The 24,371-nt window shown below is 49.0% G+C and carries 17 protein-coding genes; 7 read left to right on the top strand and 10 right to left on the bottom strand.

The features are described 5' to 3' along the window. Together D1831_RS08285 and D1831_RS08280 are read right to left on the bottom strand one after the other, a co-directional pair. The coding region (locus tag D1831_RS08285) for a hypothetical protein (protein ID WP_148096375.1) at positions 1-996 on the bottom strand (996 nt) is incomplete at its 3' end. 77 nt (positions 997-1,073) lie between these two features. Beyond that, positions 1,074-3,677 (bottom strand): LPXTG cell wall anchor domain-containing protein, encoded by a 2,604-nt coding sequence (locus D1831_RS08280; RefSeq protein WP_125072465.1) that lies wholly within the window; start codon positions 3,675-3,677, stop codon positions 1,074-1,076. A 238-nt stretch (positions 3,678-3,915) separates the two neighbouring features. On the opposite strand from D1831_RS08280, the gene D1831_RS08275 reads away from it, so the two are divergent. Further along, positions 3,916-4,269: a helix-turn-helix domain-containing protein gene (locus D1831_RS08275; protein ID WP_125072464.1), complete on the top strand. Its 354-nt coding sequence runs from the start codon at positions 3,916-3,918 to the stop codon at positions 4,267-4,269. Between the two features lie 163 nt (positions 4,270-4,432). Here D1831_RS08275 and guaA read toward each other — a convergent pair whose 3' ends face one another. From guaA to D1831_RS08250, 5 genes are all read right to left on the bottom strand, one after another. Further along, positions 4,433-5,989: a glutamine-hydrolyzing GMP synthase gene (gene guaA / locus D1831_RS08270; RefSeq protein ID WP_125072463.1), complete on the bottom strand. Its 1,557-nt coding sequence runs from the start codon at positions 5,987-5,989 to the stop codon at positions 4,433-4,435. 94 nt (positions 5,990-6,083) lie between these two features. Continuing rightward, a complete protein-coding gene (gene coaA / locus D1831_RS08265; RefSeq protein WP_125072462.1) occupies positions 6,084-7,007 on the bottom strand; it encodes a type I pantothenate kinase in 924 nt (307 codons plus the stop codon). 673 nt (positions 7,008-7,680) lie between these two features. After that, a complete protein-coding gene (locus tag D1831_RS08260) occupies positions 7,681-8,394 on the bottom strand; it encodes a hypothetical protein (RefSeq protein WP_125072461.1) in 714 nt (237 codons plus the stop codon). A 165-nt stretch (positions 8,395-8,559) separates the two neighbouring features. Further along, positions 8,560-10,203, bottom strand: a complete 1,644-nt coding sequence (locus D1831_RS14835) for a bacterial Ig-like domain-containing protein (RefSeq protein WP_125072460.1) — start codon at positions 10,201-10,203, stop codon at positions 8,560-8,562. Next, positions 10,175-13,351 carry a bacterial Ig-like domain-containing protein gene (locus D1831_RS08250; protein WP_125072459.1) on the bottom strand — a complete coding sequence of 1,059 codons (3,177 nt, stop codon included), beginning with the start codon at positions 13,349-13,351 and terminating at the stop codon, positions 10,175-10,177. Before D1831_RS08250 ends, D1831_RS14835 begins: the two co-directional genes overlap by 29 nt. A 328-nt stretch (positions 13,352-13,679) precedes the next feature. Between D1831_RS08250 and D1831_RS08245 the strand changes: the two genes are divergently transcribed. Further along, a complete protein-coding gene (locus tag D1831_RS08245) occupies positions 13,680-14,780 on the top strand; it encodes a family 20 glycosylhydrolase (RefSeq protein WP_125072458.1) in 1,101 nt (366 codons plus the stop codon). 94 nt (positions 14,781-14,874) lie between these two features. Here the strand turns inward: D1831_RS08245 and D1831_RS08240 are convergent, their stop codons facing one another. The 3 genes from D1831_RS08240 to helD form a co-directional block, all read right to left on the bottom strand. Beyond that, positions 14,875-15,156: a hypothetical protein gene (locus D1831_RS08240; protein WP_125072457.1), complete on the bottom strand. Its 282-nt coding sequence runs from the start codon at positions 15,154-15,156 to the stop codon at positions 14,875-14,877. Between the two features lie 229 nt (positions 15,157-15,385). Beyond that, positions 15,386-16,312, bottom strand: a complete 927-nt coding sequence (locus D1831_RS08235; RefSeq protein ID WP_125072456.1) for a nitronate monooxygenase — start codon at positions 16,310-16,312, stop codon at positions 15,386-15,388. 148 nt (positions 16,313-16,460) lie between these two features. Next, positions 16,461-18,767, bottom strand: a complete 2,307-nt coding sequence (gene helD, locus D1831_RS08230) for an RNA polymerase recycling motor HelD (protein WP_125072455.1) — start codon at positions 18,765-18,767, stop codon at positions 16,461-16,463. A 242-nt stretch (positions 18,768-19,009) separates the two neighbouring features. On the opposite strand from helD, the gene D1831_RS08225 reads away from it, so the two are divergent. The 5 genes from D1831_RS08225 to D1831_RS08205 all read left to right on the top strand — a co-directional run bounded on the left by D1831_RS08225 (position 19,010) and on the right by D1831_RS08205 (position 24,311). After that, a complete protein-coding gene (locus D1831_RS08225) occupies positions 19,010-19,645 on the top strand; it encodes a DedA family protein (RefSeq protein ID WP_125072454.1) in 636 nt (211 codons plus the stop codon). 426 nt (positions 19,646-20,071) lie between these two features. Beyond that, positions 20,072-21,013 (top strand): GrpB family protein, encoded by a 942-nt coding sequence (locus tag D1831_RS08220; protein WP_125072453.1) that lies wholly within the window; start codon positions 20,072-20,074, stop codon positions 21,011-21,013. Positions 21,014-21,031: 18 nt separating this feature from the next. After that, entirely contained in the window at positions 21,032-22,888 is a 1,857-nt protein-coding gene (locus D1831_RS08215) for a cation:proton antiporter domain-containing protein (RefSeq protein WP_125072452.1), read from the top strand. A 68-nt stretch (positions 22,889-22,956) separates the two neighbouring features. Continuing rightward, positions 22,957-23,613, top strand: a complete 657-nt coding sequence (locus D1831_RS08210) for a histidine phosphatase family protein (protein ID WP_125072451.1) — start codon at positions 22,957-22,959, stop codon at positions 23,611-23,613. 20 nt (positions 23,614-23,633) lie between these two features. Beyond that, on the top strand, positions 23,634-24,311 hold the full coding sequence (locus tag D1831_RS08205) for a histidine phosphatase family protein (RefSeq protein ID WP_125072450.1): 678 nt from the start codon (positions 23,634-23,636) through the stop codon (positions 24,309-24,311). Positions 24,312-24,371 lie beyond the last annotated feature (60 nt).

The raw sequence follows: 24,371 nt of genomic DNA, 5'->3' as shown, positions 1-24,371 counted from the left end.
ATTATATAGCCTTGCTCCCTTTTCATTATCGATTTTGGTTTGTTTTGCTTCTTTAACCTCCTCCGCATCATTTTTATCATCTACAGTTACTTTATATCCATAGTTTTTATTGTTTGCCTTTAACGACAATAGTTTTATAAAGTCCGCTTCATTCGCTTTAGCATATTTATAAACATTCTCTGTCGCAATATTTGAATCAAACAAATCAATAGAATTAAAGCCAATCTTTTGACTAACAATCTTATTTCCAGAATTGTCGGTCGTATTGCTTACTGTAATGCTCTGTTGTTCTGGTTCTTGATATTTTGTTGTTTTTATATGTGTGATTAACGCTTCTCCAAATTTATTATCAACAAATGCATCGGTATTCCAGCGCTCATTTTGAGCCTGCTTACTAGCATTTAAATCAGCAATACTACTAGAAACAATATCATTGTTGGAGGTATCTACATTATTTAAAATTTTAGTTATTTTAATAGCGTGTGGATAGGTTATCAATTTTTCTTTATAGGTTACCTGTACTAGTCCATTTGCAACTGAGGTTGCATCAGTATCAAAATCATCTTCTTGTCCAATCTGGTTGTTCTCAGCATACTTATTATTCAGGTAGCTTCGAACCTCTGATGCAGCCCCCGTCGTGGCGTACTTTTTATCTTGTTGCTGTGCCAACTTAATCGTATCTCCATCACTCATTGAGCTTAGCTTTCCCAAGGTAATATTATTGTCGAAAATTTGATACTGTTGCATCTTTCCATTTTTTAACACAAAAATCTCTGATACTTTGGTAGTTTTACTAAACCCACCATTTTCAGCTGCTGTTCGTACCCAAATATGCGTCCCGGAACTTTTCGCTTGTTGCACAAACGAAATTCTTTTCGGTACGGTGATACTCCCACCGTTTGCCTGTCGCCGCATCCCAATAAACGCGATTACGACAATCGCCACAACTCCTAAAATAATCCATAACTGGTTCCTTTTATTAAAATACTTTCCCATAACGTTTCCCCTTACTTTATAAAAAGGCGCCTTCCTGACGAAGACGCCCACGTAATAATTATTAACTAACGATTTACCTAGATTCGACGCTTACGCCGACCTAAGCCAAACATGCCAGCAATTGCTAACAATGAAAGACCAATTCCGGCTAAACCGGCATTAGCTTGTTCACCAGTCTGTGGTAAAGCATGCTTGTTGGCAAAGTGCTTACCAGCCTTGGTTCCAACCGTCACACTAGCAGCGACCGGTACCACTTTGGTAGCGGTCTTCGCACTCGCTTCATTTGCTAATCGGGTTTGTTCAGCAACCACTTGTTGGGCCATGGCAACCTTCTGTTGAGCGGCTTTGAGTTCAGCCTTGGCTTTCTGAGCGTTAGCCTTGGCGGTTGCTAATGCCGCTTTCGCCTGCTGAGTGGCCGTCTTGGCATTTGTTAAGGCACTTTGCGCTTGCGTGACCTGTGCAACGGCGGCGTCGTACTTAGTCTTAGCGGCATCGACCGCGGCGTTAGCCTTGGCTAAGGCGGCTTTAGCGGCTTCTAGCGTAGCTGGAGCGTTTTGTAACTTAGTTAAGTAAGCTGTAGCGTTCTTCACGGTCGTTTTGGCAGTAGCTAATTTTGCTTCAGCCGTCTTTAACGTGACTTGATCCGTGGTAAGAGTAGACTTAGCACTGGCTAAAACGGCTTCGGCTTTCGTTTCGGCGGTTTTGGCCGTACTTAAGGCCGTGTTAGCTTTCGTTAATTCCGCTTTGGCCGCGTCTAAGGCCGCTTGCTTAACAGCCGGGTCCTTTAAACTCTCAGCGTAGACCGCTTGGGCCTTAGTTAACGCTGATTGTGCCGTAGCTAAGGCAGACTTGGCACTGGCGAGTTTAGCATTGGCACTCGTCACGTTAGCTTTAGCCGTGGTTTGAAGGGCTTGCGACTTAGTTAAGCTCGTTTGCGCACTGGTTAAAGCGGCGTTTGCTTGATCGTACGCGGTTTGCTTAGCAGCTTGCGTCGACTTAGCTGAAGCTAGTGCTGTTTGCACAGAAGTCAAAGCAGACTTAGCGTTATTCAGTGCCGTGGTTAAAGCACTCGTATCAGTCGTTGAATTTGAAACCGTGGCGTCACTGCTCAAAGCCGAGGTCGTGATTGTAACTTTGGTGCCATTCAAATCAATTTTTTCAGCTAAGGTGCGTTTGTAATCGCTGGTTGTGGTAAAGCCTAGCAATTGCTGTAATTGTTGTGCACTTAATGCGGAGAAGAAACCGTTGTTGATCAAACCATCTTTAACCAAGGCCATGTTGAAGGTCTTGATATCATTAGAACTTGGATCGTTGGCCCAATCAACCGTGCCGTTAGATTTTTTAACTGGATAAAAGGCAGTACCAAAGAGTACACTACCGCCATCGGTGTCAGCGGTACTAGTTGAACGTTGGTTAAGGCCACCGTTGACTTGGCTAGTTTCAACAATTTCCGGTAAGCCTAATTGCGTCCGAATACTGTTCATAATGGCCGTTGTTAAGGTGTTTACGTTTTGCTTTTGACTAGCTGACATGGCGTTAACGGCGTTACTAAAATCTAAAGAAGTTGCCGTGTGCGCGTAGATTGGTGTGATATTAACCGCATCGTTCCAGTCACTGCTAGTTGGTTTGTACGTAATCTTCAGGCCATTGGCAATGGTGTTTAACGCGTTGGCTAACTGGCTAGTATCACCGTTAGCTAAACCATTAGTGATTGTCTTGGCAGCAGTTTTAGCCGCACTCGAAACTGAGACCGTAATACCATTGGCAGCTAAATCAGACGTATCACGGTTAGCATTGTTCAAGTTCGCTTGGGCAGTGTTTACGGCATTTTGCGCGTTGTTAACCTTGGTTTGGGCCGTGCTCGTCGCGGATTTAGCCGTGTCTAAGTCCGACTTGGCGCTATTCACTTTATTTTGGGCTGTCGTCACGTTAGTTTTAGCGGTGGCAACGGTACTGTCAGCCTTCGTTTGGTTGGCGTTCGCAGCATTGACGCTGTTTTGCGCGGTCGTCACGGCCGCTTGTTTCTGGTTGACCGCGGTTTGAGCGGCGTCAACGTTCGCTTTGGCTTTCGTTGAATCCATCGCGTCTTTAGCAGCTTGGACTTTGGCTTGGTCATTATCAACCGTCTTTTGAGCGTTTGTAGTCGTGGCTTTAGCGGTATCGACGTTCGTTTGCGCCGCCTTGACGTCGGCTTGGTCGTCAGTGACTTGACCTTGGGCCTTGTTGACATCGGTTTGGGCACTGGCTTGATTAGTCTGTGCGGTCGTCACGTCCGTTTTAGCCTTGTCGATATTTTCCGGCGTGGCTTCGTCGACCGTCTTTTGGGCGTCAACTACGTTAGCTTGCGCCGTCTTTTGGTTAGATTCAGCTTTCGTGACATCCTTACCAGCTTGATCAGCCGTGGCTTGCGCTTTATCGGCGTTCGTTTGTGCCGTCTTTTGGTCGGCCGTGGCCTGGTCAGCGGCTTTTTGCGCATCACTCTGTACGACCTTCGCGCTGTCCGCGTTAGCTTGAGCTGATTCAGTTGAGTTAGTTACTTTACTATCAGTTTTAGCAGTTGTTACATTTTTAGCTTGACCATTCGTCGTATCAGCGTGGGCGTTCGTAGCGTTCATATTTCCTGCTAAAGTGAACGTTGCTAAAGCAGCGGTTGTTACAACTAACTTTCCTTTATTTTTCATGTGTATCCCCCTATTTATTTCAATTCTAATTTACTATTATCGATTCGATTATACCTCAATAATTAATCCAATAAAACAATATTTTAACTAATCCGATAAGAACATGTTCTTATCGGATTCTTTCTAATATAATTCTATAAGAACTTAAATCAATTTCTTTTCTTCTTTAGTCTGTTATCTATACGCATATCAACTCAATTCGTCAGTAGCATGGACAACAGTAAAGAGGAATTTATTTATGCAAAATAGTGTAGGAGGAAATATAGCTAGTGAACGTCGCGCACAGAATATGACTCAGGAACAGCTTGCCGAATTTAGCGACTTAACGATTAACTATTTATCCAAAATTGAACGTGGTATTTCTAAGCAGCTCAGTGCAAATACCCTTTATAAAATTTCGAAAGCACTTGGCGTTTCAATGGATTCACTGATGACCTCCGAAAAATCGCGGGTCATTCAACCAATGGCACCTAATCAGAAACAACTCAATCATTATTTAAACACTCTAGATATCGCAACTCGCGAGCAGCTTAGTAAGGCTCTATTGGAAGTGCTTAAAGTCAGTAATAAAGGCCAGCAAGCCTTAAAATAATCAAGATTGCACAAAAAAAGCCCTGTCAAATAAATGACAGAGCTTTTTGTTTATTACATTCAAATTTTGCGGGAAACACGCACCATAATTAGCGAATGATGGCCACCCTATCAACCGAAAACGCCGTTACATTAACATTCCGTCTTCAATTAACAGACAACCTCTATTCCCATTCAATCGTCGACGGCGGCTTACTCGTCACGTCGTACACGATGCGGTTGACGTGATCCACTTCGTTTACAATCCGTACGGAGATCTTTTGCAAGACGTCCCACGGAATACGGGCGAAGTCGGCGGTCATGCCGTCGATTGACGTGACGGCCCGAATCCCCACGGTGTAATCGTAGGTCCGGCCGTCACCCATGACACCGACGGACTTGATTCCTGGCAAGACGGTAAAGTATTGCCAGATATCACGGTCTAAGCCGGCCTTCTTGATTTCATCCCGTAAGATGTAATCACTATCACGGACAATTTCCAATTTATCTTCGGTAATTTCACCAATCACCCGAATCCCTAAACCGGGACCTGGGAACGGTTGGCGCCAAACCAGGTCGGACGGCATGCCCAGCTTTTCGCCCAGTTCACGCGCTTCGTCTTTAAACAAAGTCCGCAACGGTTCGATCAGCTTGAACTGCATGTCTTCCGGCAAGCCCCCAACGTTGTGGTGTGACTTGATGGTTTGTGCCGTGGAAGTCCCACTTTCGATGACGTCAGTGTACAACGTCCCCTGCGCTAAGAATTCCATGCCGTGTAACTTGGTGGCTTCCTCGTCAAAGACTTGGATAAATTCGTTACCAATGATCTTGCGTTTCCGTTCCGGATCACTGACCCCGGCTAATTTGCTCAAGAAACGGTCCTTGGCGTCAACTTTAATGATGTTGAGCCCGAACTTACCTTCCAAACTCGCCATGACTTGGTCAGCTTCACCCTTACGTAACAGACCGTGGTCCACGAAAATACTGGTTAACTGCGTCCCGATGGCCTTGTGTAATAACACGCCAACGACACTGGAGTCGACCCCCCCGGATAAACCGAGTAAGACCTTCTTGTCGCCAACTTCGGCCCGGATCTTTTCGATTTGCATATCGATAAAGTCGTCCATTGACCAGTTAGCTTCCGCTTGGCAAACGTTAAACGCAAAGTTCTTCAGAATGTTTTCACCATAATCGGTATTCCGAACTTCGGCGTGGAATTGAATTCCGTAAAATTGCTTATCAACGTTTTGAATCGCTGAAATCGGGCAATTCTTCGAAGTTGCCACCACGTCAAAACCATCTGGTGCTTGGGTAACCAAGTCACCGTGACTCATCCAGACAGACTGTTCCTTAGGCGTCCCGTCAAACAAGGTCGCGGCGTCACTGGTGATTTGGATGTCAGCCTTACCGTATTCACGGTTATCAGCTGATTCCACCTTACCGCCCGGAAGCGTGTAAGTCATCAGTTGCATCCCGTAACAGATCCCCAAGATAGGCAAACCTAAGTTGAAGATCTCGGGATCAACCCGAAAGGCGCCATCATCGTAAACACTGTTGGGGCCACCAGAGAAAATAATTCCCTTGGGGTGGCGGGCTTTGATTTCTTCAGCGGAAATCGTATTTGGAAGTAATTCCGAATAAATGCCGAAATCACGAATGCGCCGGGTAATCAATTGGTTATATTGACTCCCAAAATCCAACACAAGAATTGAGTCGAAAGACGCGGTGTCCGTTTTTGCCAAGTTGTTCACTCCTTTTGGATTAATTAATGCTCAATAGGTCTATCATACTGATTTCTAAACGTTCGGTCAATAAATATGAGAAATTTCTTAGCCGTTAATACTTACGGAAATACACGGCGTCAATCATGTGATGCGCAACTTTGTGTAAAATTAAATCCGCACGATTCCGGGTCGGTAAGATGTAATCATTCAAGTTTTTCAGGTCAACGTCTTCCCACACCCGCTTGGCCATTTGAATCGCTTCACCGTGATCACCGATGGCCCACGGGTAAAAATAGTTCTTAGGATCTTGGAAAGCGGTCTTCATCAACGCTTCAAACCGGTCCAAGTACCAGCTTTCAATTAAAGCCGGGTCGGCGTCCACGTAGACCGAAAAGTCGGTAAAGTCGCTAATGTAGATGCGCTCGTTGGTTGGCAGTTGCAACACGTTGATTCCTTCAATAATCAGAATGTCCGGGTGGGTAATCACGTCAAAACGGTTAGGAACCACGTCGTAAGTCTGGTGCGAATAAACCGGCGCCTTGGCGAGCGGTTGCCCGCTTTTGACGTCGTTTAAAAATTCAATCAACCGCTGCATGTTGTAGCTCTCCGGAAAACCCTTGCGTTCCATTAACTGCATCTTTTTTAACTCGGCGTTCGGGTACAAGAAACCGTCAGTCGTGATCAGTTGCGTCCGGCGGTCCGGGTACAAATATTTAAATAACGTCTCTAGCAGGCGGGCCGTGGTCGTTTTACCGACCGCCACGCTCCCCGAAACACCAATAATAAACGGCGACTTCTTATTCTGGCGATGTAAAAAGACCGACTCGGTTTCCCGCCAGGATAAGTAGTGTTCAAATTTGGCCTGTAACAAGTGGGCGACCGGCAAATAAATGTCGCGGACGTCGTCCAAGTTGATTTGGTCGTTAAAGGCTTTGATCTCGTGCAAGTTTGCGGCGGTCAGCGGTACGTGCCCGTCGCGGTAAAACTGCTTCCACTGGTCGCGTGAGAAGCGATAATAATTGAGTTGCTCTTCCATAATTGTCTGCCACCATTAGTAAATTAATGGGTTGATTATAGCATAAATTTGTTAGTCATTTACGGTTCATTCCGAATTTCAAAACACCCGTCACGACCCAGCTTTGATTTCTCCCTCACAAACTAAATATTAATTGTTTTATAGGAAAATTATTGATAAGATTCAATTATCGACAATCACATTTTAAGCCTGCCGTGCGGGGATTTTGGCGAGCATGAAACGTTGTTGATAATAAGAACGGTCATTATTAATATTTTGAACGATCCAATCAATTTTTTTAATGCTAGTAACGACCGCCACTTTTTCAGTTTCATTATCAGAAACGCAAGGGGGACACTAAATATGTTGAAAGTCATTGGCTATTTTTTGGCAGGTATTTTTTTCGTTGCGGTGGCAGTTGTTTGTAACGCCGCGGATTTCTTCGATTCTTTTAGAAAATAATTTACGACGGAGGAAGCCCGTATGCTGTGGAAACTTTTCGTTGGCCTTGGAATCTTTGGTCTGGTTATAACGGCCTTCTGGATTCTGATTGATTTTCTGAGTTTCTTTGACCGGAAGTAGTCGCGATTCACCGCAAGACAAAAGTGGTTCTCAATTCACGAAAAATGAATTGAGAACCACTTTTTTATTTGTATGTGTCTAAATAATTCCCAATGGCTTAGGCGTTACGTTGCTAACTTAAGTTTTCGACAAGGTCGCCCAGCGTAGAAGCTAAGTTCTCCATTTGGGCGGCAGTTTGGTCCATAGTTGCTTTTTTAATGGTTTGTTTTCTCAAATCAGTTGCCATCCGGTCCAAATTTTTCCGGGTATTGCCTTTAAAACGGTTCTTGAATAAGTCGTAAAACTTTAATAACGCTTTACGATCAGCTTTATATTCGCTTACCTTATCTTCATCAGGCACAGGAAAATTATATTGGAAGTAAATGTTGTTTCCCATCCCATAATAACTAGCTTCACTAACGTTCAAGTTGTACCGAATCGCTTTCCCCGCCGTCCGGGCAATTTTATTGTACTTCACGTAAGTTGTCAGCAAGCGGGCCTTTTTATTAACGGCCTTACCGTTCTTTAGGGATTTATTATAAATCCAACCCTTTTTCTTACCAGATTTAATATACACGTACGTCCGGGTCTTGCCCTTCTTCTTAATCACCGACTGCTTATACGTATACCAAGTCGTATTTTTATAGTGTTTCATTTGATACTTGCGGTGCGTCAATTTCGCACTACTGTATACGTTCCCCGAAGTCGCGTGGACCGCGCGTTTCGCAATCTTAGTCGTGGACAAAACTTTGACCTTGCTAGCCGCCTGCGCGGTCGTGGTGGTTGCGGACGCAATCAATGCGAGTCCGGCCACGGCCGTTACTAATACTTTAACGATTCGTTTCATAAAAAAATCCCCTTTTTATTTATAAACAATCTGATTATATCATTATTTTTATTAAATGATTGACAATCTTTACCAATCCTCCTACAGCCACTTTAGGCACCATTCCACAAAAAAGTAACGCGCCAACGTTAATCGACGCGTTACTTTACTTCAACTTTTAAATACTTACTTGCGTTGACGGCGTTTAGTTACCCCCCACGCACTGAATAATCCGGTCAATCCTAGCAATCCGGCCACCATCGTGGTCATCCCTGTCCGCCGTTCATCGGTTTGTGGTAAGCCGCTAGATTGTGGTGTTTTAGCTGCTGCCACTGAACGGAGTGCCGCCGTTGCTGGCCGTACCTGGTCTGCTTGAATCGTCGTCTTTTTAACAGTTGGCTGTGGCGTTGCTACGGGACTAGAATCAGCTACTGGTTCCGGTGTTACGGGTTCCGGTTGCGTTCTAATCGTATCGCCATTGTCCGGGGCAGCCACACCGCCACCGTTATCGGGATCGGTTGTTCCACCACCGTTGCCGGGGTCGGTTGTTCCACCACCGTTGCCGGGGTCGGTTGTTCCGCCACCATTGCCGGGGTCGGTCGTTCCGCCACCGTTACCGGGGTCAGTTGTTCCACCGCCGTTACCGGGGTCAGTTGGTTCCGCGACCACCGTCACGTTAGCCGTCCGTTCCAATACGTTGCCAGCCGCGTCAGTGTACTTATAAGTTACCGGGTAAATCCCCGCCTTAGTCGTATCAACCGTTCCGGTCACCGTAACTTGTTCAATGCTTGCGGGCTGACCAGTGCTATCAACGACCCGTAATAAGTTATCGGCCGCCTGCCAGTTTGCACCAACTTTGATTTGACTGTCCTGAACTTGTAGCGCTGCTTGTGAAGCGACTACGTTAACGTTGGCCGTTCCCGTCACCAGGTTACCCGCGGCATCCACGTAACTAAGCGTTAAGACGTAGGTCCCCGGTTTTTGCACGTTCGGCGTGATGTTAGTCGTCACCGCCGCCAAGTCAGTTGCGGATAATGCACTGCCATCCGCCGCAAGACTCTGGGAGCCGTCCAAACTATCGGTCAACGTCCACTTAGCGTTCGGGCCGGCGACTACTGTAACGTCCCTGCCCGCAATCGCGGCTTGCGTTTTCATCGTTGTGACTAACGCGCTGACCCGTTGCGTTTGCCCTAAGTTATCCGTGTACTCAAAGGTCACCGTTTGCGGTTGACCAATTAGCGCGGTGCTCAAATCCGGTGCGGTGACGACCTGCACGCGGGCGTTTTTCACGTCGATCACCTGACCTAAGCTATCGGTCGCCCCGGTCAAACTCGTTAAATAATCCCACTTCGCCGTTGGGCCGGCCACGACCTGCACGTCCTTAGTCGTTAACGTGGCTAAATCAACCGTCACGTTGATGGTTGTCGTGACCCGATTACCGGCCGCATCCGTATAAGTCAGTGTAACTGTCTGAACACCGGCCTTAGTGGCGTCAACGCCACTCATGGTCACGTTGCTCAAATCGGTAACGGCCTGACCATCGGCGTCAATTACGTTGTGAACTAAATCAGCTGCCGTCAGGTTTTTGACGTCCCCCGGCCAAACGACTTGGTCAGTTTTCGCCGTGATGCTGGCCTGAGTTGCGGTCGTCGTGACTACCGCGTTAAACCGCTGTGTCCGGCCTAGATCATCGGTATATTCCAAAACCACCGTCTGCGGTTGACCAACCAGAGCAGCACTCAAGTCCGGACCAGTAATGACTTTAACGTCGGCCGTTTTCACATCAATGGCTTGTCCCAGACTATCGGTTGCGCCGGTCAAGTTCGTCACGTAATCCCACCGTCGGGCCGGCCACCAGTTGAACGTCTTTAGTTGTTAGTGACGCTAAGTCGACCGTCACGTTAATGGTCGTTGTGACTTGGTTACCCGCGGCGTCCGTGTAAGTTAACGTGATTGGTTGAACACCCGCTTTGGCCGGGTCCACCTTGCTCATCGTCACACCCGTTAAATCTGGCACGGCCTGCCCGTTAGCGTCGGTCACGCTGTGAACCAGGTCGGTGACCGTTAAGTCCGCGACTTCCGCCGGCCAAACGATCGGATCGTCCTTAGCCGTAATCGTCGCCTGGGTCTTCGTCGTCGTAACCGTGGCGTTAAAATGCTGGGTTCGGCCTAAATCGTCGGTATATTCTAATACCACCGTTTGTGGTACGCCCACCTTAGCATCACTTAAATCGGGACCGGTAACAACTTTAACCTTGGCAGTTGTGACATCGATAGCTTGACCACGACTATCCAGCACGCTCTCCAAGTTAGCCTTGTAATCCCACTTCGCCGTTGGGCCGGCCACTAATTGGACATCTTTCGTCGTTAACGTCGCTAAGTCGACCGTGACGTTAATGGTCGTCGTGACTTGATTACCGGCGGCGTCCGTGTAAGTTAATGTGACTGGTTGAGCGCCCGGTTTAGTACTATCAACACCACTCATCGTTACGTTAGTTAAATCAGTCACCGCGTTACCATTCATATCCGTGACGTTACGGACAAGTTCCGCAACCGTCAGTCCGCCAACTTCCTTTGGCCAAACGATTAAATCATCGTTTGCCGTAATGGCAGCTTGTGACTGGATTGTTGTTACCTGGGCCTCAAATCGTTGCGTCCGACCTAAATCATCGGTATATTCTAAAACCACTGTCTGAGGTTTGACAACGGTCAAATCAGGACCAGTCACAACTTTAATCGTTGCCTTATCAACAGCGAGCGGTTGCCCCAAACTATCAGTGACTCCCAGTAGATTCATCTCATATTTCCACTTGGCATTAGGGCCAACCACTACTTTAACGGGTTGTGTGGCTAACGTTGCTAAGTCGACCGTCACGTTCAGTGTCGCAGTCACCTGATTTCCAGCTTCATCCGTGTAAGTCAGGGTAACTAGTTGTGCCCCCGCCTTCGCAGCATCAAGCGCGCTCATTTGAACGGTCGTAAAGTCGGTAACGGGGTTGCCATACGCATCGGTTACGCTAGCAACGAGGTCCGATGCCTTAATATCACTGACTTCTTTCGGCCAAACAATTTGGTCTGCTTTCGCCCAAATACTTGCTTGGCTGGCCAAAACGTTAACGGCCGCCGTCGCGGTTAAAACGATGCCTTTATCATCTGTAAAAGTAAATTCCACCGTTTGCCAGCCGGCTTTAGTTAAATCGGGCAGACCGTTAACGTTGGTAATGTTGAGGGTGTTCCATTTATCTTGGCTAATTGGATTACCGTCGTAGTCGGTGGCACTGGCAACGTGGTCCAAATAATTCCAGGTCGCGTTGGGGCCCATCACCACTTCACTCGGATTGAAAGTCAGGGTCGCTTTAGAAGACGTCACCGGTTGGATGGTAAATGCTCCTAACGCCGATCCAAAATCACTTAGCGGATTTCCATTAATATCCGTTTTATACTTTGTCCAAAGACTATCATCATAGTAATACGTTCCATAGCGGATTTCATTATTGACAACTAACGGGTTAACCAGCGTGTACTTCCAAACGGTACGGGTCGTGCCGTCCGGATTCGTAACGGTTTCCTCATGCGCATCCGCCGCCACTAATTCACCTTCCGCCGTCCCGTTGTCCTGATAATAACGAACCGTGTAATTCACTGATTCGCCCTGAACACCGGTAAGTGCCGATTCGACTTCCACCGTATCACCCGCATTATAAGCAAGTTTATCAGTACGAAAATCCCACTCAAATAAACCGGTAACCTGACTACTTTGCGTGGGTGACACCGACTTAAGCGCGCTAAAGTCAGTAATATTGTTACCCGAGAAACCAATCATTTGTGAACCAGGAAAGTGATTTTCCAGAACTGCCTTAACAAAGGGTGCCAAAATATTGAATTGGTGGTTAGTCATTCCATCTGGATTTTTTTTAAACTTATTAGGTGAAGAAAATTCCAAATTATGAATGGTGGACGTATCTAAACCAGCAATCAGTTGCAGCTGCTTATCGGAAACAAAGCTCCAATAGCGGGTGTACAGATTTAGATTCCAAATTTTAATACTCTCTAACGGTGAAAAATCAAAATTACTAACACTATTACTGTCATCACCCAATTGAATGTCCACCGCCGTCGTCGTTTCCGCCGGTAAATTGGCTAACACTTGTAACCCTTGCAGATTTGTAACCGGGTAATATTCGATTTCACCGTTCGTAACCGTATAGGCTTTAACTTCAAAGTGACTGCTCTTATACGTTTTAATGGTATTCATGGTCAAACTAGCACCGTCTGCCAAGTCAAAGCCACGCCGCACCGCGGCCAGCAGGTTAGCGTCCGTGAACTGGTCGCTAAGGTCTTGTTCGTCCGGATCGACACTGGCAACCGCTGCCGCCGGTGCCCGTAACGCCCGTTTTGCCATCAGTTTACCCTTAGACGCGGTTGACTCCGTAGCAGCAGCTGAACTAGTCGTTTCCGGTGCGTTACTTGCGGGTGCCGCGCTCCCATTCGAAGGCGCCGCGCTGGTGGCTGAACTGGGCGTTCCACTATCAACGGCGCTGGGTGCCGTACTGTTAGCTGGTACGCCGCTCCCGGCTTCATTGGCCGAAGCTGGTGCCGCTGAGGTCACAGCCCCACTCCCCGCCGTTTGACTGCCGGCTTCACTCGTCACACTCGCTGGGGCCGGCGCGGAACTCGCCACATTAGTTGCTGACGAGTCGTTTGCGGCACTGGTGGAAGCCGCACTTCCCGTCTGCTCCGTGGAAACCGGTGCCACTGACTGGGCTTCCGCAGAAGCTGGCACAGGCGTTGAACTAGCATGTTTCCCCGTTGCATCCACATCAGCCGTAATGGCGGTAGTAGTCGCCGTATCAGCCGTATCGGCGTGAACCACCATTGGGCTGATACCCGCGGCCATCACCGTGATGCCAGCCACGACCCAAAAGCGTCCCTTTTTGTACATTTTATAATACCGTTTAGTTGGTTGTATTTTTTGCATGACTTAGTCGCCCCCGTAATTCTGTCATCATTTACAAACGTAGCCAACACCCTGCTCTAATTAAGTAATTCTTATTTTATCTCCGTCTTAATATGACATAAGTATTTGCTTTATATAACTAATGATAACGGTTACGTAAAATCGAATCAACTAAAGCCACTGCAAAATTAACCCGTTTAATAATAACCCTCTTTAAAATGAACAAAGTTGCGTTTTTCACTTACCACCGTTTCCGCCTAACCTGAAAAATTATAATACCAAATAGTTGCACTCCCCCGGAAAACCCATATATTAAAACTAATGACATTTATTAATTGGGGGAAAAATAATGCGACGAAAATGGCGCTGGGGATTACTTGCGTTAGCCCTGTTGCTCGACTTGGTCCTGGTGACCCAATCGGCTCAGGCAACTAAAAAATCGAAGGGCTTAATTTTGGACAACGCTCGTCAGTACTACTCGGTCAAAACCATCAAGGGGTTCATTCGCCGGGTCCACGCGGGCGGTGGAACGTTTATTCAGTTACACTTAACGGATGACCAGCGCTACGGTGTTGAAAGCAAAACACTCAACCAAACGACCCAAAACGCCCGTCATAAGGGGGACGTTTACTATAACCGCAAAACCGGCTTAGCATTTTTAAGCAAAAAACAGTTGCGGTCCTTAGTCGTATACGGTCACAAGCGCCACGTCGAAGTCATCCCCGAAATTGACACCCCCGGGCACGCTAAGGCGTTAATCAAACTTCTCAAAACTTCCAGCAAAGCCAACCAAAAGTTAGCCGCGCAAATGACGCATAAAAACGAACTCAACTTACAATCGGCAAAAACCGCGCCGTTTGTCAAAAAGTTACTGGGTGAATACACCGGTCTGCTGTACCGTGGTCAACACCTCGCCATCGGGGGTGACGAGTACAGTTCGTCGAGCGCGGCCAGTCAGCCCAACGCCGTTAACTACACCAACGCTCTCAACCGGTACGTCAATGGTAAGGGACTCAAAACGGCAATGTGGAACGACGGTTTGTTAAAAGCCGACCTTAAGAAAATCGATCATAACATTCTGGTCACCTACTGGAGTTACGACGGTGAGACCAACAGTGCTAAGCTGATCAAACAGCACCGCAAAGTCCGGGCGACGTTACCCGAACTCAACCAGGCCGGCTTTCAAACCATCAACGCCAACTCGTGGTACTTGTACGTCATCACCAAGCCGGTGACGTTTAAAAAGAGTAACGTGAATTACTGGAAAAACGACCTGCGCAAAAATTGGAACCCGCAAGTATGGGATAAAACCTACCACCAAAGCCTCGCGCAGAGTAGTAACAACGTCGGGTCGGCCATTTCAATCTGGGGTGACGGCAAAAAGACCTATTCACAGACCCAGGTCGTCAGCAAGACCGCGCCGTTTTTAACGACTTACTTTAAAAAATGATTCCACGACTAATAACAGGACGATCCAGGGCAAGCACCACTTGTCCTAAATCGTCCTGTTATTTGATTTGTTTAATTAATGCATGGCCTAACGCTTACGCCTCTACGACTTCCTGGGCCTGCATAGCCTGATAAGCCGCTTCGATCCGATTAAAGTGCTCATTGGTAAACCGCTTGATCACCTGGTGCTGATCATTCCAATCAATCACAATGTTGTCCGCGACCGCATCGTAATAAATCGACAAATGCTCATCCGTTGCTCGCTGGGCATAATCGGTCTGAATGCGAACGACCAACTCACCAATCGTCTGACCAGCTGACAGTAGCGGGGTGTTGAAGAATGCTAAGTAATTTTCTAAAGTCGTTATTGGTCTCATATCCATCACGCTTTCTACTAGTAATTGCCCTGTTAATACAGTTGGCTTGTTAACTTAATTATAGCAAAAGAAAGCGCTTTCTAAAAGTGACATTTCTGCCGTCTATGAATTACTGATAAAAAACGGTTGCGCACCGCTTCTCAAATTTGTAACCCAACTCTTCGGTCCACAGAAAAACGGCCCTTATCCTGAGTCTCAGAATAGCGGGCCGTTTACTCGTTGGTTTTCCTCAAACCGTTAAGCTAGCTGCAACCTGGTTAGCCTGGCTGAACAACGTTTCGATGATTTCCTTGGCTGGTCGAATCTGGGTAAACATCCCGGCGACTTCCCCGGCCATCGGCGTCCCGCCGTCCACGTCGCCGTGATCGACTGCCCGTTCAAAGGAACCGTCCGCCAAAGTCTTTAACTCGCTGACCGGCGCGGCCGCCCGTTCTAACTGGAGGTAGTGTTCCAACATCGGGTTACGCAGGGCCCGGACCGGATCGCGGTGCGCGCGGCCGGTCACGATGGTATCCGTGTCACTGGCAGCTAAAACGCGCTGCTTGTAGGCGTCCGCCACTGGGCATTCGGCCGCGGTTAGGAAGATCGTACCGCATTGCACTCCGGATGCGCCCAACGCGAACATCGCGGCCACGGAACGGCCGTCACCCACGCCGCCAGCACCGATCACCGGAATGTCCACCGCGTCGACCACTTGTGGTAACAGCGCCATCGTTGACGTTTGACCAATGTGCCCACCGGATTCCTGGCCTTCCGCGACCACCGCGTCGGCCCCGGCCGCGGTCATTTTAAGGGCGTGGTGTACCGAAGCAATCACCGGGATCACTTTAATGCCGGCCGCGTGTAACGGGCCGATGTAGGACGCCGGGTTACCCGCGCCGGTCGTAACGACCTTAACGCCCTCGTCAATGATGACCTGCGCTAATTCGGGACAGTTCTTCATTTGCAGCATTAAGTTGACGCCAAACGGTTTGTCCGTCAGTTCACGGGTCTTGACGATTTCCACCCGTAATTCATCGGCGGTCAACCCGGCGGAGGCTAAAATTCCGAGACCGCCCGCTTCCGACACCGCGCCGACCAGCTTGTGATTGGCGATGTGCATCATCGCACCGGAAAATAATGGGTACTGGATTCCTAACATTTCAGTGATTGTCATGGTTCATTCCTCCTAATATGTAATCGGTTCCATTTTGTTAAGAATATCACAATTCATTCCCGATTACTATCGACAATTCCCTCAATTTGTCGGTAATTTTAGGTGCTAAAAAATCCCGCCAACCACGAGGGTGACGGGACTTTTACGCTTAAACGGTTGTTTTGTTAATGGTATACAATTCTGGCTTAATTCGACTCAGTAGTGGCGACAATTCACCAACCGCCACGATGGTCAATTCGTGCATCGCACGTGAACAGATCGTATAAAGTAACTGCCGCTCGTCTTCTTGGTGGTAGTTATCGGCATTGGCGTTCCAAACGATGACCGCGTCAAATTCCAACCCCTTAGCGAGGAAGGACGGCACCACGATCACGCCGGGCGCTAACCGCTGATTTTCGGTCCGAATCAGCGTGACCTTTTCTCCCCGCGCCTGCAGGGCGTCCGTCAGCCGTTCACATTCCGCCAGCGTTTTACCAATGATGGCAGTGGTGTCGCGGTCGGAATCGTTCATTGCCAATTGATCGACTACCTGATCCACGGCCGTTTCGAAGTCCGGTGTCACCGCTACGTTAGGCAGGTCGCCTTGCCGGTCAAAGGCGGTCACGGCTTCCCCGTTGACCAGGATCTCCTTGGTGAAGTCGGTGATCTGCTGGGTCGAACGGTACGACTTGGTCAGTTGAACGACCCGGGTCTTTTCCGGGTCAAACAAGGTTTCCAGTTCACCAATCAAGGTGTGGCTGTTTTCCTTCGTAAAGATGGCCTGGTTCAAGTCGCCAAGCATCGTAAAGCGGGCGTTCGGGAAACTGAATTTTAAGAAGGCTAACTGGAAGGCATTGTAGTCCTGGATCTCATCCAAGAAAACGAAGCGGATGTCGCGTTGGCCCTTCTTCCCGGTCATTAAGTCGTGCAAGTACATGTAGGCGGACACGGTGGTCAAGGAAATGTGGCGCTCCTTAATGCTCTCCAATTTCTGGTCGACCGCCGCGGCCCATTCATCCTTGGTAATGCCGTACTTATCCAAGTTCAAAATTTTCGGCACTTCCCGCAAGAAGTGGGCGTATTGCAAGTTAATGCTCAAGAAACGGTTGCGGACGATTTGCGTACGGGCCTTACCCAGCCGCTGCATCACAATTTTACGGGCCAGGAACTTGAATTCCTGATCACCGTTCTTAAATTCCCGCGGTTGGTTGCCATAGAACTGGTTGATTTCTTCCCGGGATAAGTCTTGAACGGTCTCTTCGACCCACTTGGTCCGCATTTCGCTTTCCACTTTCCGGTTTAGAATTTTAATTAAACTTTCCTTAGTCGCCGACAACCGGTTACCTAAGTGGTAGTTTTCGTTAAATGAATAGTAGATTTCCTTAATTTTTTCACGCGGAATGATGACTTCGTCGTTTAAGGTGATGTTACGGAACCGCATGTCGGCTTGTTCCAAGTGGGCACCGTACGTCGTGACCGCTTTAAAGAAGGCTAAGCTGCCTTCCAATTTGGTGATTTTCGCCATCGCCGGCGTATTTTCAGTTTCAAAGCGTTGTTGTAAGGTTTCGACCTTCATCCGCGGTAAGCGGTACGACGCGTACTGGTAATAGGTCATTTGGACCATGTTTTGTTCGCCTAATTCCGGCAACACTTGGTTAATATAGTCGTTAAACAATTGGTTCGGTGAAAACAGGATTACTTGCCCGGCCGTTAAGTTGCCCCGGTACCGGTACAGCAAGTACGCGACCCGTTGCAGGACCGACGACGTTTTCCCGGAACCGGCCGCGCCCTGAACAAACAGCAGGTCGGAACTGGTGTCGCGGATTATCGTGTTTTGTTCCTTTTGAATGGTCGTGACGATGCTCTTCATCTTGACGTCCGACTTTTCATCGAGGACTTCCAACAACATCGAGTCCCCGACCGCTTCGTCGGTATCGTAAACCGTCACGATTTGACCGTCTTCGATCATCAGTTGGCGCTTTAGCTTCACGTTGACCGATTGGGGTCCGTCCGGCGTTTGGTAAGTCACGTTACCGAGCCCACCGTCGTAATAAATACTGGAAATGGGCGCCCGCCAGTCGTAGATCAAAAAGTGGTCCGGCGTGTCGGAAAACGAACTCAGACCGATATAAATCGTTTCGGTCTTTGGCTCACCGGCTTCGTGGAAATCCAAGCGCGCAAAGTAGGCGTTTTTCTCCAGCTTCTTTAAAGTTGATAACTGCTTAGTCGCGTGTTGCCAACTATTCTGCCGCTCGTCCAGCATCTGTTGTTGCTGGCGCACGGACAAGCCGGTTTCCATCATTCCTTCATAACTGTCGGTCTTAATGTTGACGTCGTTATAGAAGTTGGTTTTGATGTCCGCCTGGTCCTTCTCCGAGCGCGCGATGGTTTGGCTTTGCTGATCCTCAGCCACCTTAATTTTTGCAACCACGTGATCTAAGTGCTCCTGTTCAAAAGCCTTAATTGACTTAGCCATGAAACGCCCTCCATTCCTAAATATCGAACAATAATTTTAGCACTATCCGCGCCCCGACTCAATTAATAACCCGTTCAGCCCCACTTTTTTCAAATTAAGCGCTAAGCTTGTTTGAACATTTGGTTACCATTCAGTGATCAAGGTTACGATTCGCTTAAAGTTGTTAAATCTGCTTAATTACGCTAGTTTTTACAAAAAGTTCCGACTAAAATAAGCTTAACTTTATTTAGGGGGTGTCGGCGTTGACCAATTTAATCACGATTTTGACCCACTTGGAACAGTTCATCGTTCCGCTACTAACTACCCTGGGCAACTGGAGTTACATCCTGCTCTTCGCGGTCATCTTCCTCGAAACCGGCATGGTCGTCTTCCCGTTTTTACCCGGTGAATCACTAATTTTTCTGGCAAGCACGATGGCCGCCACGCACGGCGCTACCCTAAGCATTCAAATCCTAGTGCCGGTCTTCTTCGTGGCCGCGGTGATCGGTGATACCGTTAACTTTGAAATTGGCCGCCACCTGATTCGCCTGCCCTGGATGCAACGGCACTTACCGCCGGACAAACAGGCCCGGGCTCAGGACTTTTTTGCCAAGTACGGGAGCAAGGCCGTGATGTTTGGCCGCTTCGTACCGCTGATTCGGACCTTCGTGCCCCTAAGTGCCGGCGCGTCCAAGATGCCGCAACCCACGTTTGCCGCTTGGAACCTGCTGGGCGTGGGGATCTGGGTCAGCGTTGGCTGCTCACTCGGCTACTTTTTCGGGTCGATCAGCTTCGTTCAGGCCCACCTGTCGCTCTGCTTTCTCGCCATCATGGCCGCCGCGCTGGTTCCGGCGCTCCTGATTGCCCTGATCAAAACCCTGCGGCGCCGGTTAGCATAAGTTACCAGCGCACGGTAATTAAACGTTCAATTATAGATAGCAAAAGGGACGACTGCCAGCCGGTAGTCGTCCCTTTGCGTTTCAATATGTAGTGACGCCAACGCCCCGCACGCCGGTTTCCCCGTCCCTCCCTAAGGTTCCGCTAGTAAGCTCATCACCCAAGCAACGGCAACCACCGCCGTTACCAGTACCAAAAAGGTGTGCATGATACGATTCGTCCAGCGAATCCAGTCGGGATTATTACGCATTTAACGGGCCTCCCTTCATCGTATTGTCTTAATATACCGCTTTTACCGGCTTTAGACTACTACAATTTAACGCCGAATTATTTTGACCACCCGATTCGACTATGAAAGTGGGTTATTCCTTTTCAAAAACCGTCAAAAAGTGTAACCTTTCAACTGGAAATACTTGGAGGAAAAAACTATGCAAACCGTTGAACTCGTTTCTTATCAGTCGGCGTGGCGCGCAACCGCCAGCCGGCTACTGACCCGCTTAAAAACTACGCTCGCGGCCAACTTACTGGCAAGCAGTCACGTCGGTAGTACCGCCATGCCGCAAGTGCTCGCCCGACCAACCATCGACCTGGCACTGCTTGTAACTGACGCGGTGACCGTGGTTAACCAGCTTAACCTGACCCCGGTGGCTAACGCTCCGCATACTTACCAAGCTAGCCTGGACGGCGTCACCGTTCACCTGATCATTTTGACTAACGAAGCCGCTTATCAGCAGTACCTGACTTTCCGTGACTACTTAAACGCCCACCGCACGGACGGCCGCAAGTACACCGCCATTCGGCAGACCGCCGCGCAAGACGCCGCCAGCTACTTACAAACTAAGGCGGCTTTCATGGCCAGTATTAACGACAAGGCCCGCGACTGGCTTAGTACCAAGGACCAGCACGAACACCACGACCGCACCGTCCGCGCCGAGTTGGTCAACATGTGCCTGATCACCAACCCGCAAACCGGCGAAGTCGTCGTTGAAAATAAAATCGACGCCCAATGGTCCGGATTAACCTTCCCCGGTGGCCACGTTGACCGCGGGGAGTCCCAAGTCGCCGCCATGCGCCGCGAAGTTTTGGAAGAGACCGGGCTAACCGTTAACCAACTCAAACTGGTCGGCACGGTCACCTGGGTCGAAAATGACCAGGGCGACGTTTCACTCGGGACCCTGTACACCACAAACGACTACAGCGGAGAACTCTTGGCGGGTTCCTACGAAGGAGCGATTAGTTGGCACCCCCTCAGCGCCCTGACGCCGGCAAAAATGGCCCCCGGGATCGACGCCGTGTTAAAAGTCTTTACCGACCCCCATTTAAACGAAGCCTTCTGGGGCTTTGACGACAACCAGTTACGCGTCTATTAACGAATCGAGGAATTATTTATGGATCAAGTTTCACTAGTCATCATTTTATTTGCCGCCCTGCTGATTCCGCTGGTCATGGCGAAGTTCAAAATCAGCAGCCTCCCAACGGCGGTCATGGAAATCATCGTCGGTATCATTTTAGGACCAAGCGTTTTTAACTTCGTCAATACGACCGACGCCATTTCACAGCTCTCCACGATTGGCGTGATCGTCCTGCTGTTTCTCAGCGGGCTGGAAATTGACTTTAGTTTATTCAAAAAACGTCGGACGGCGCTGACGCCGTTGGAACAAAAAAACGCCGTCAACTTACCCAAGTACTCGCCGGTTCGTTTATCCGTCTACGCGTACGCGACCGTCGTCGTTTTATCCTTACTCCTAGCGGCCGCCTTTAAAGTGAGCGGCTTATTCAGCGACTTCTGGTTGGCGACGATCCTGTTTGGAACGATCTCACTCGGTATCGTGATCGCCGCCTTAAAGGAAAAGGAACTGCTTAGTAAGGCCTTTGGACAAACTATCCTGCTGATCGGGGTCTTTGGGGAACTCGTCCCGATGATGGGGCTGACCCTCTACGCCTCGGTCTTCGGTAGTGACTCAAAAAGTTTATGGTTACTACTATTAATTTTAGCGGTCGCCGCCGTACTACTATTACGCTTCAAACCGTTTTTCCGCTTCTACCAAAACATCAATAAGTCAACGACACAGTTAGACATTCGCTTGGCGTTTTTTCTAATTGTGACGATGGTCACGGTCGCCGAATCGGTCGGAGCTGAAAACATCCTCGGCGCGTTCGTGGCCGGGATCGTCTTAAAACTGTTACAACCGAGTGAGAGCACCCGCGAACGGTTGGACTCGATTGGTTACGGCTTTTTCATCCCAATCTTCTTCATCACGACCGGGGTTGATTTAAACCTGCGGACCTTGCTAACGAGTGGAAAAACGTTACTCTTGATTCCACTATTTTTCTTGGCTTACATGGTTGCAAAGCTGGGCGCCTACTGGGTTCTCAAATTACGTTTTAAAACGGCCAACGCGCTCGCCGGAACCGCGCTGAGCGCCACCACCATGACAATGGTCTTAGCCGTTTTACGGGTTGCTAAGTCCATGCACACCATCACGACCGCCCAATCCGGCGCTTTCCTATTAGCGGCACTGGTCACCTGCCTCGTTTCACCGCTGATTTTTAACAAGCTCTACTCGGCAGAAAAGGAAGACCTGGTGAAAACGGCGGTCCACTTTATCGGGGCCAACCTGAGTACCGTACCAGTTGCCCAGCAGCTTAAAAAGGGCTGGTACGACGTGCAGATGTACACCAACCACCCGCAAAACTACAAAACGTACCATTCCCAGGCACCCGTGACCCTGATGGAAGACTTTTCCGCGGCCGACTTAGCCGATGCCGGCGTGTTTGACACCGATATTTTGGTACTCGGTCACATCGACGCCGAACGGAACTACGAACTGGCTAAAGCGGCCCACGATTACGGCGTCAAACGGATCATCGTCCGCTTTGAAGACCGCAACGTGCTCAACGAACACGAGGACGAACTTAAGGACCTCGGCGTCGAAGTTTACAACACGCCGGAAGCCAACATTACCCTGTTACGGGCCCTGATTGAATCACCATCGACCTTGTTAATGCTGCGCGATACCGAAAACAGCATTTACGAAGTCCGGGTCGTTAACCACCTGTACACTAACGTTCAAATTAAAAACCTGGCCTTTGCCAAGGATATCACCATCAGTCAGGTGATCCGCAACCGCAAGCTGATCGTGCCAAACGGGAACACCACCATCATGTACGGCGACCGGCTAATTTTCACCGGTTCCAAACAGGACGCCCCGCGGATTCGCCAGGCGTTAGCAACGGCGAACTGATGCGCCCCGCTTTTATGGTAAAATGAACCCATTGTGATTGTACAAGAAAATAATAGAGGAGTTTCAAAATGGCAACTTTTTCCGTTTACATGATTCGACACGGACAAACCTACTTCAACAAGTACCGCCGGATGCAGGGCTGGTGCGATTCACCGCTAACCACGGTCGGTGAAACCGACGCGGTCAACGCCGGTAAAATGCTGAACGGGATTCACTTCGACGCCGCATACGCCAGCGACATGACCCGCGCGATGCGCACGGCCCAATTGATGCTGCCCGCCAGTGGTAACGAGCAGCTGAAAGTCCAACCACTGGCCGCTTTCCGGGAAGCCTTTTACGGCTACTTCGAGGGCGACGACACGTCGCAGACCTGGTTCGAAGTCGGCGCCCCCCATAACGCCCCAACGCTTTCCGACATTATCGACCAGTACGGCATCGAAAAGGCTAAGGACTTCTGTAAGGAAGCCGACCCCTTCCACCGGGCTGAAAACAACGCGGAATTCTGGGAACGGGTCAACAGCGGGATCGATACCCTGCGTGCCAACCAGAAAGACGGCGACAAGGTGCTGCTAGTAAGCCACGGTAACACTATCTACAGTATCGCCGCCAAATTTGCTAACTTAACGTCACCGGACCGGCCCCAAAACGGCAGTGTGACTAAGTTTACGGTGACCGATGATACCGTTTCGTTGGACTACTTTGGTCGCAAAGACCACCTCGCCTAAGTAAGGAGCGTACTTTAAAAATGTCACAATTTTCAATTTATTTTGTTCGTCACGGGCAAACCTACTTTAACCTGTTCAACCGGATGCAGGGCTGGTCAGATTCACCATTGACCGATTACGGTAAGCGCACCGCGACTAAGGTTGGTAAGGCCCTCGCCGGCACTAAGTTTGACGCCGTCTATTCAAGTGACTCCAAACGGGCCATTGATACGGCCAAACTCATTCAGCAAGCGGCCGGTTTGACCGCCTTGCCGTTTAACACCCTCATGAATTTCCGTGAAGTATTTTACGGTTACTACGAAGGTGACGATTCCAGTCGAACCTGGTCACTGGTCGGGCAAAAGTACGGGGTCAACAGCCTTCACGCCCTCCTAACCAAGATCAGTATCGAAGAAAGTCGCGATTTGATGAAATCAATCGACCCGTGGCACGAAGCCGAGGACAACGCCACTTATTGGAAACGGCTCAACCAGGGCTTTGACTACCTTAAAGCTCACCATGACAACCACGAAAAGTTGTTAATCGTCTCCCACGGTACGACCATTCGCAGCATGGTGGCCCACTTCGCCCCCGAAATCGACATCACCAGCGGTCCTAAGAACGGCAGCCTCACCCGTATCGACGTGGACGGCGACCAAATTAAAGTCGTTGACTACGCCAAGGAACTTGTTCCGACGGCAACAAACCAACACGCCTAATTAAAATAAAATCGCACTAACTATGAAAATCAACAAATTTCATAGTTAGTGCGATTTTAT

It is taken from the genome of Lactiplantibacillus garii (assembly GCF_003885105.1).
Lineage (GTDB): Bacteria > Bacillota > Bacilli > Lactobacillales > Lactobacillaceae > Lactiplantibacillus > Lactiplantibacillus garii.
Note: the sequence above shows the minus strand (reverse complement) of the source record. Positions and strands in the feature narration are given on the sequence as shown.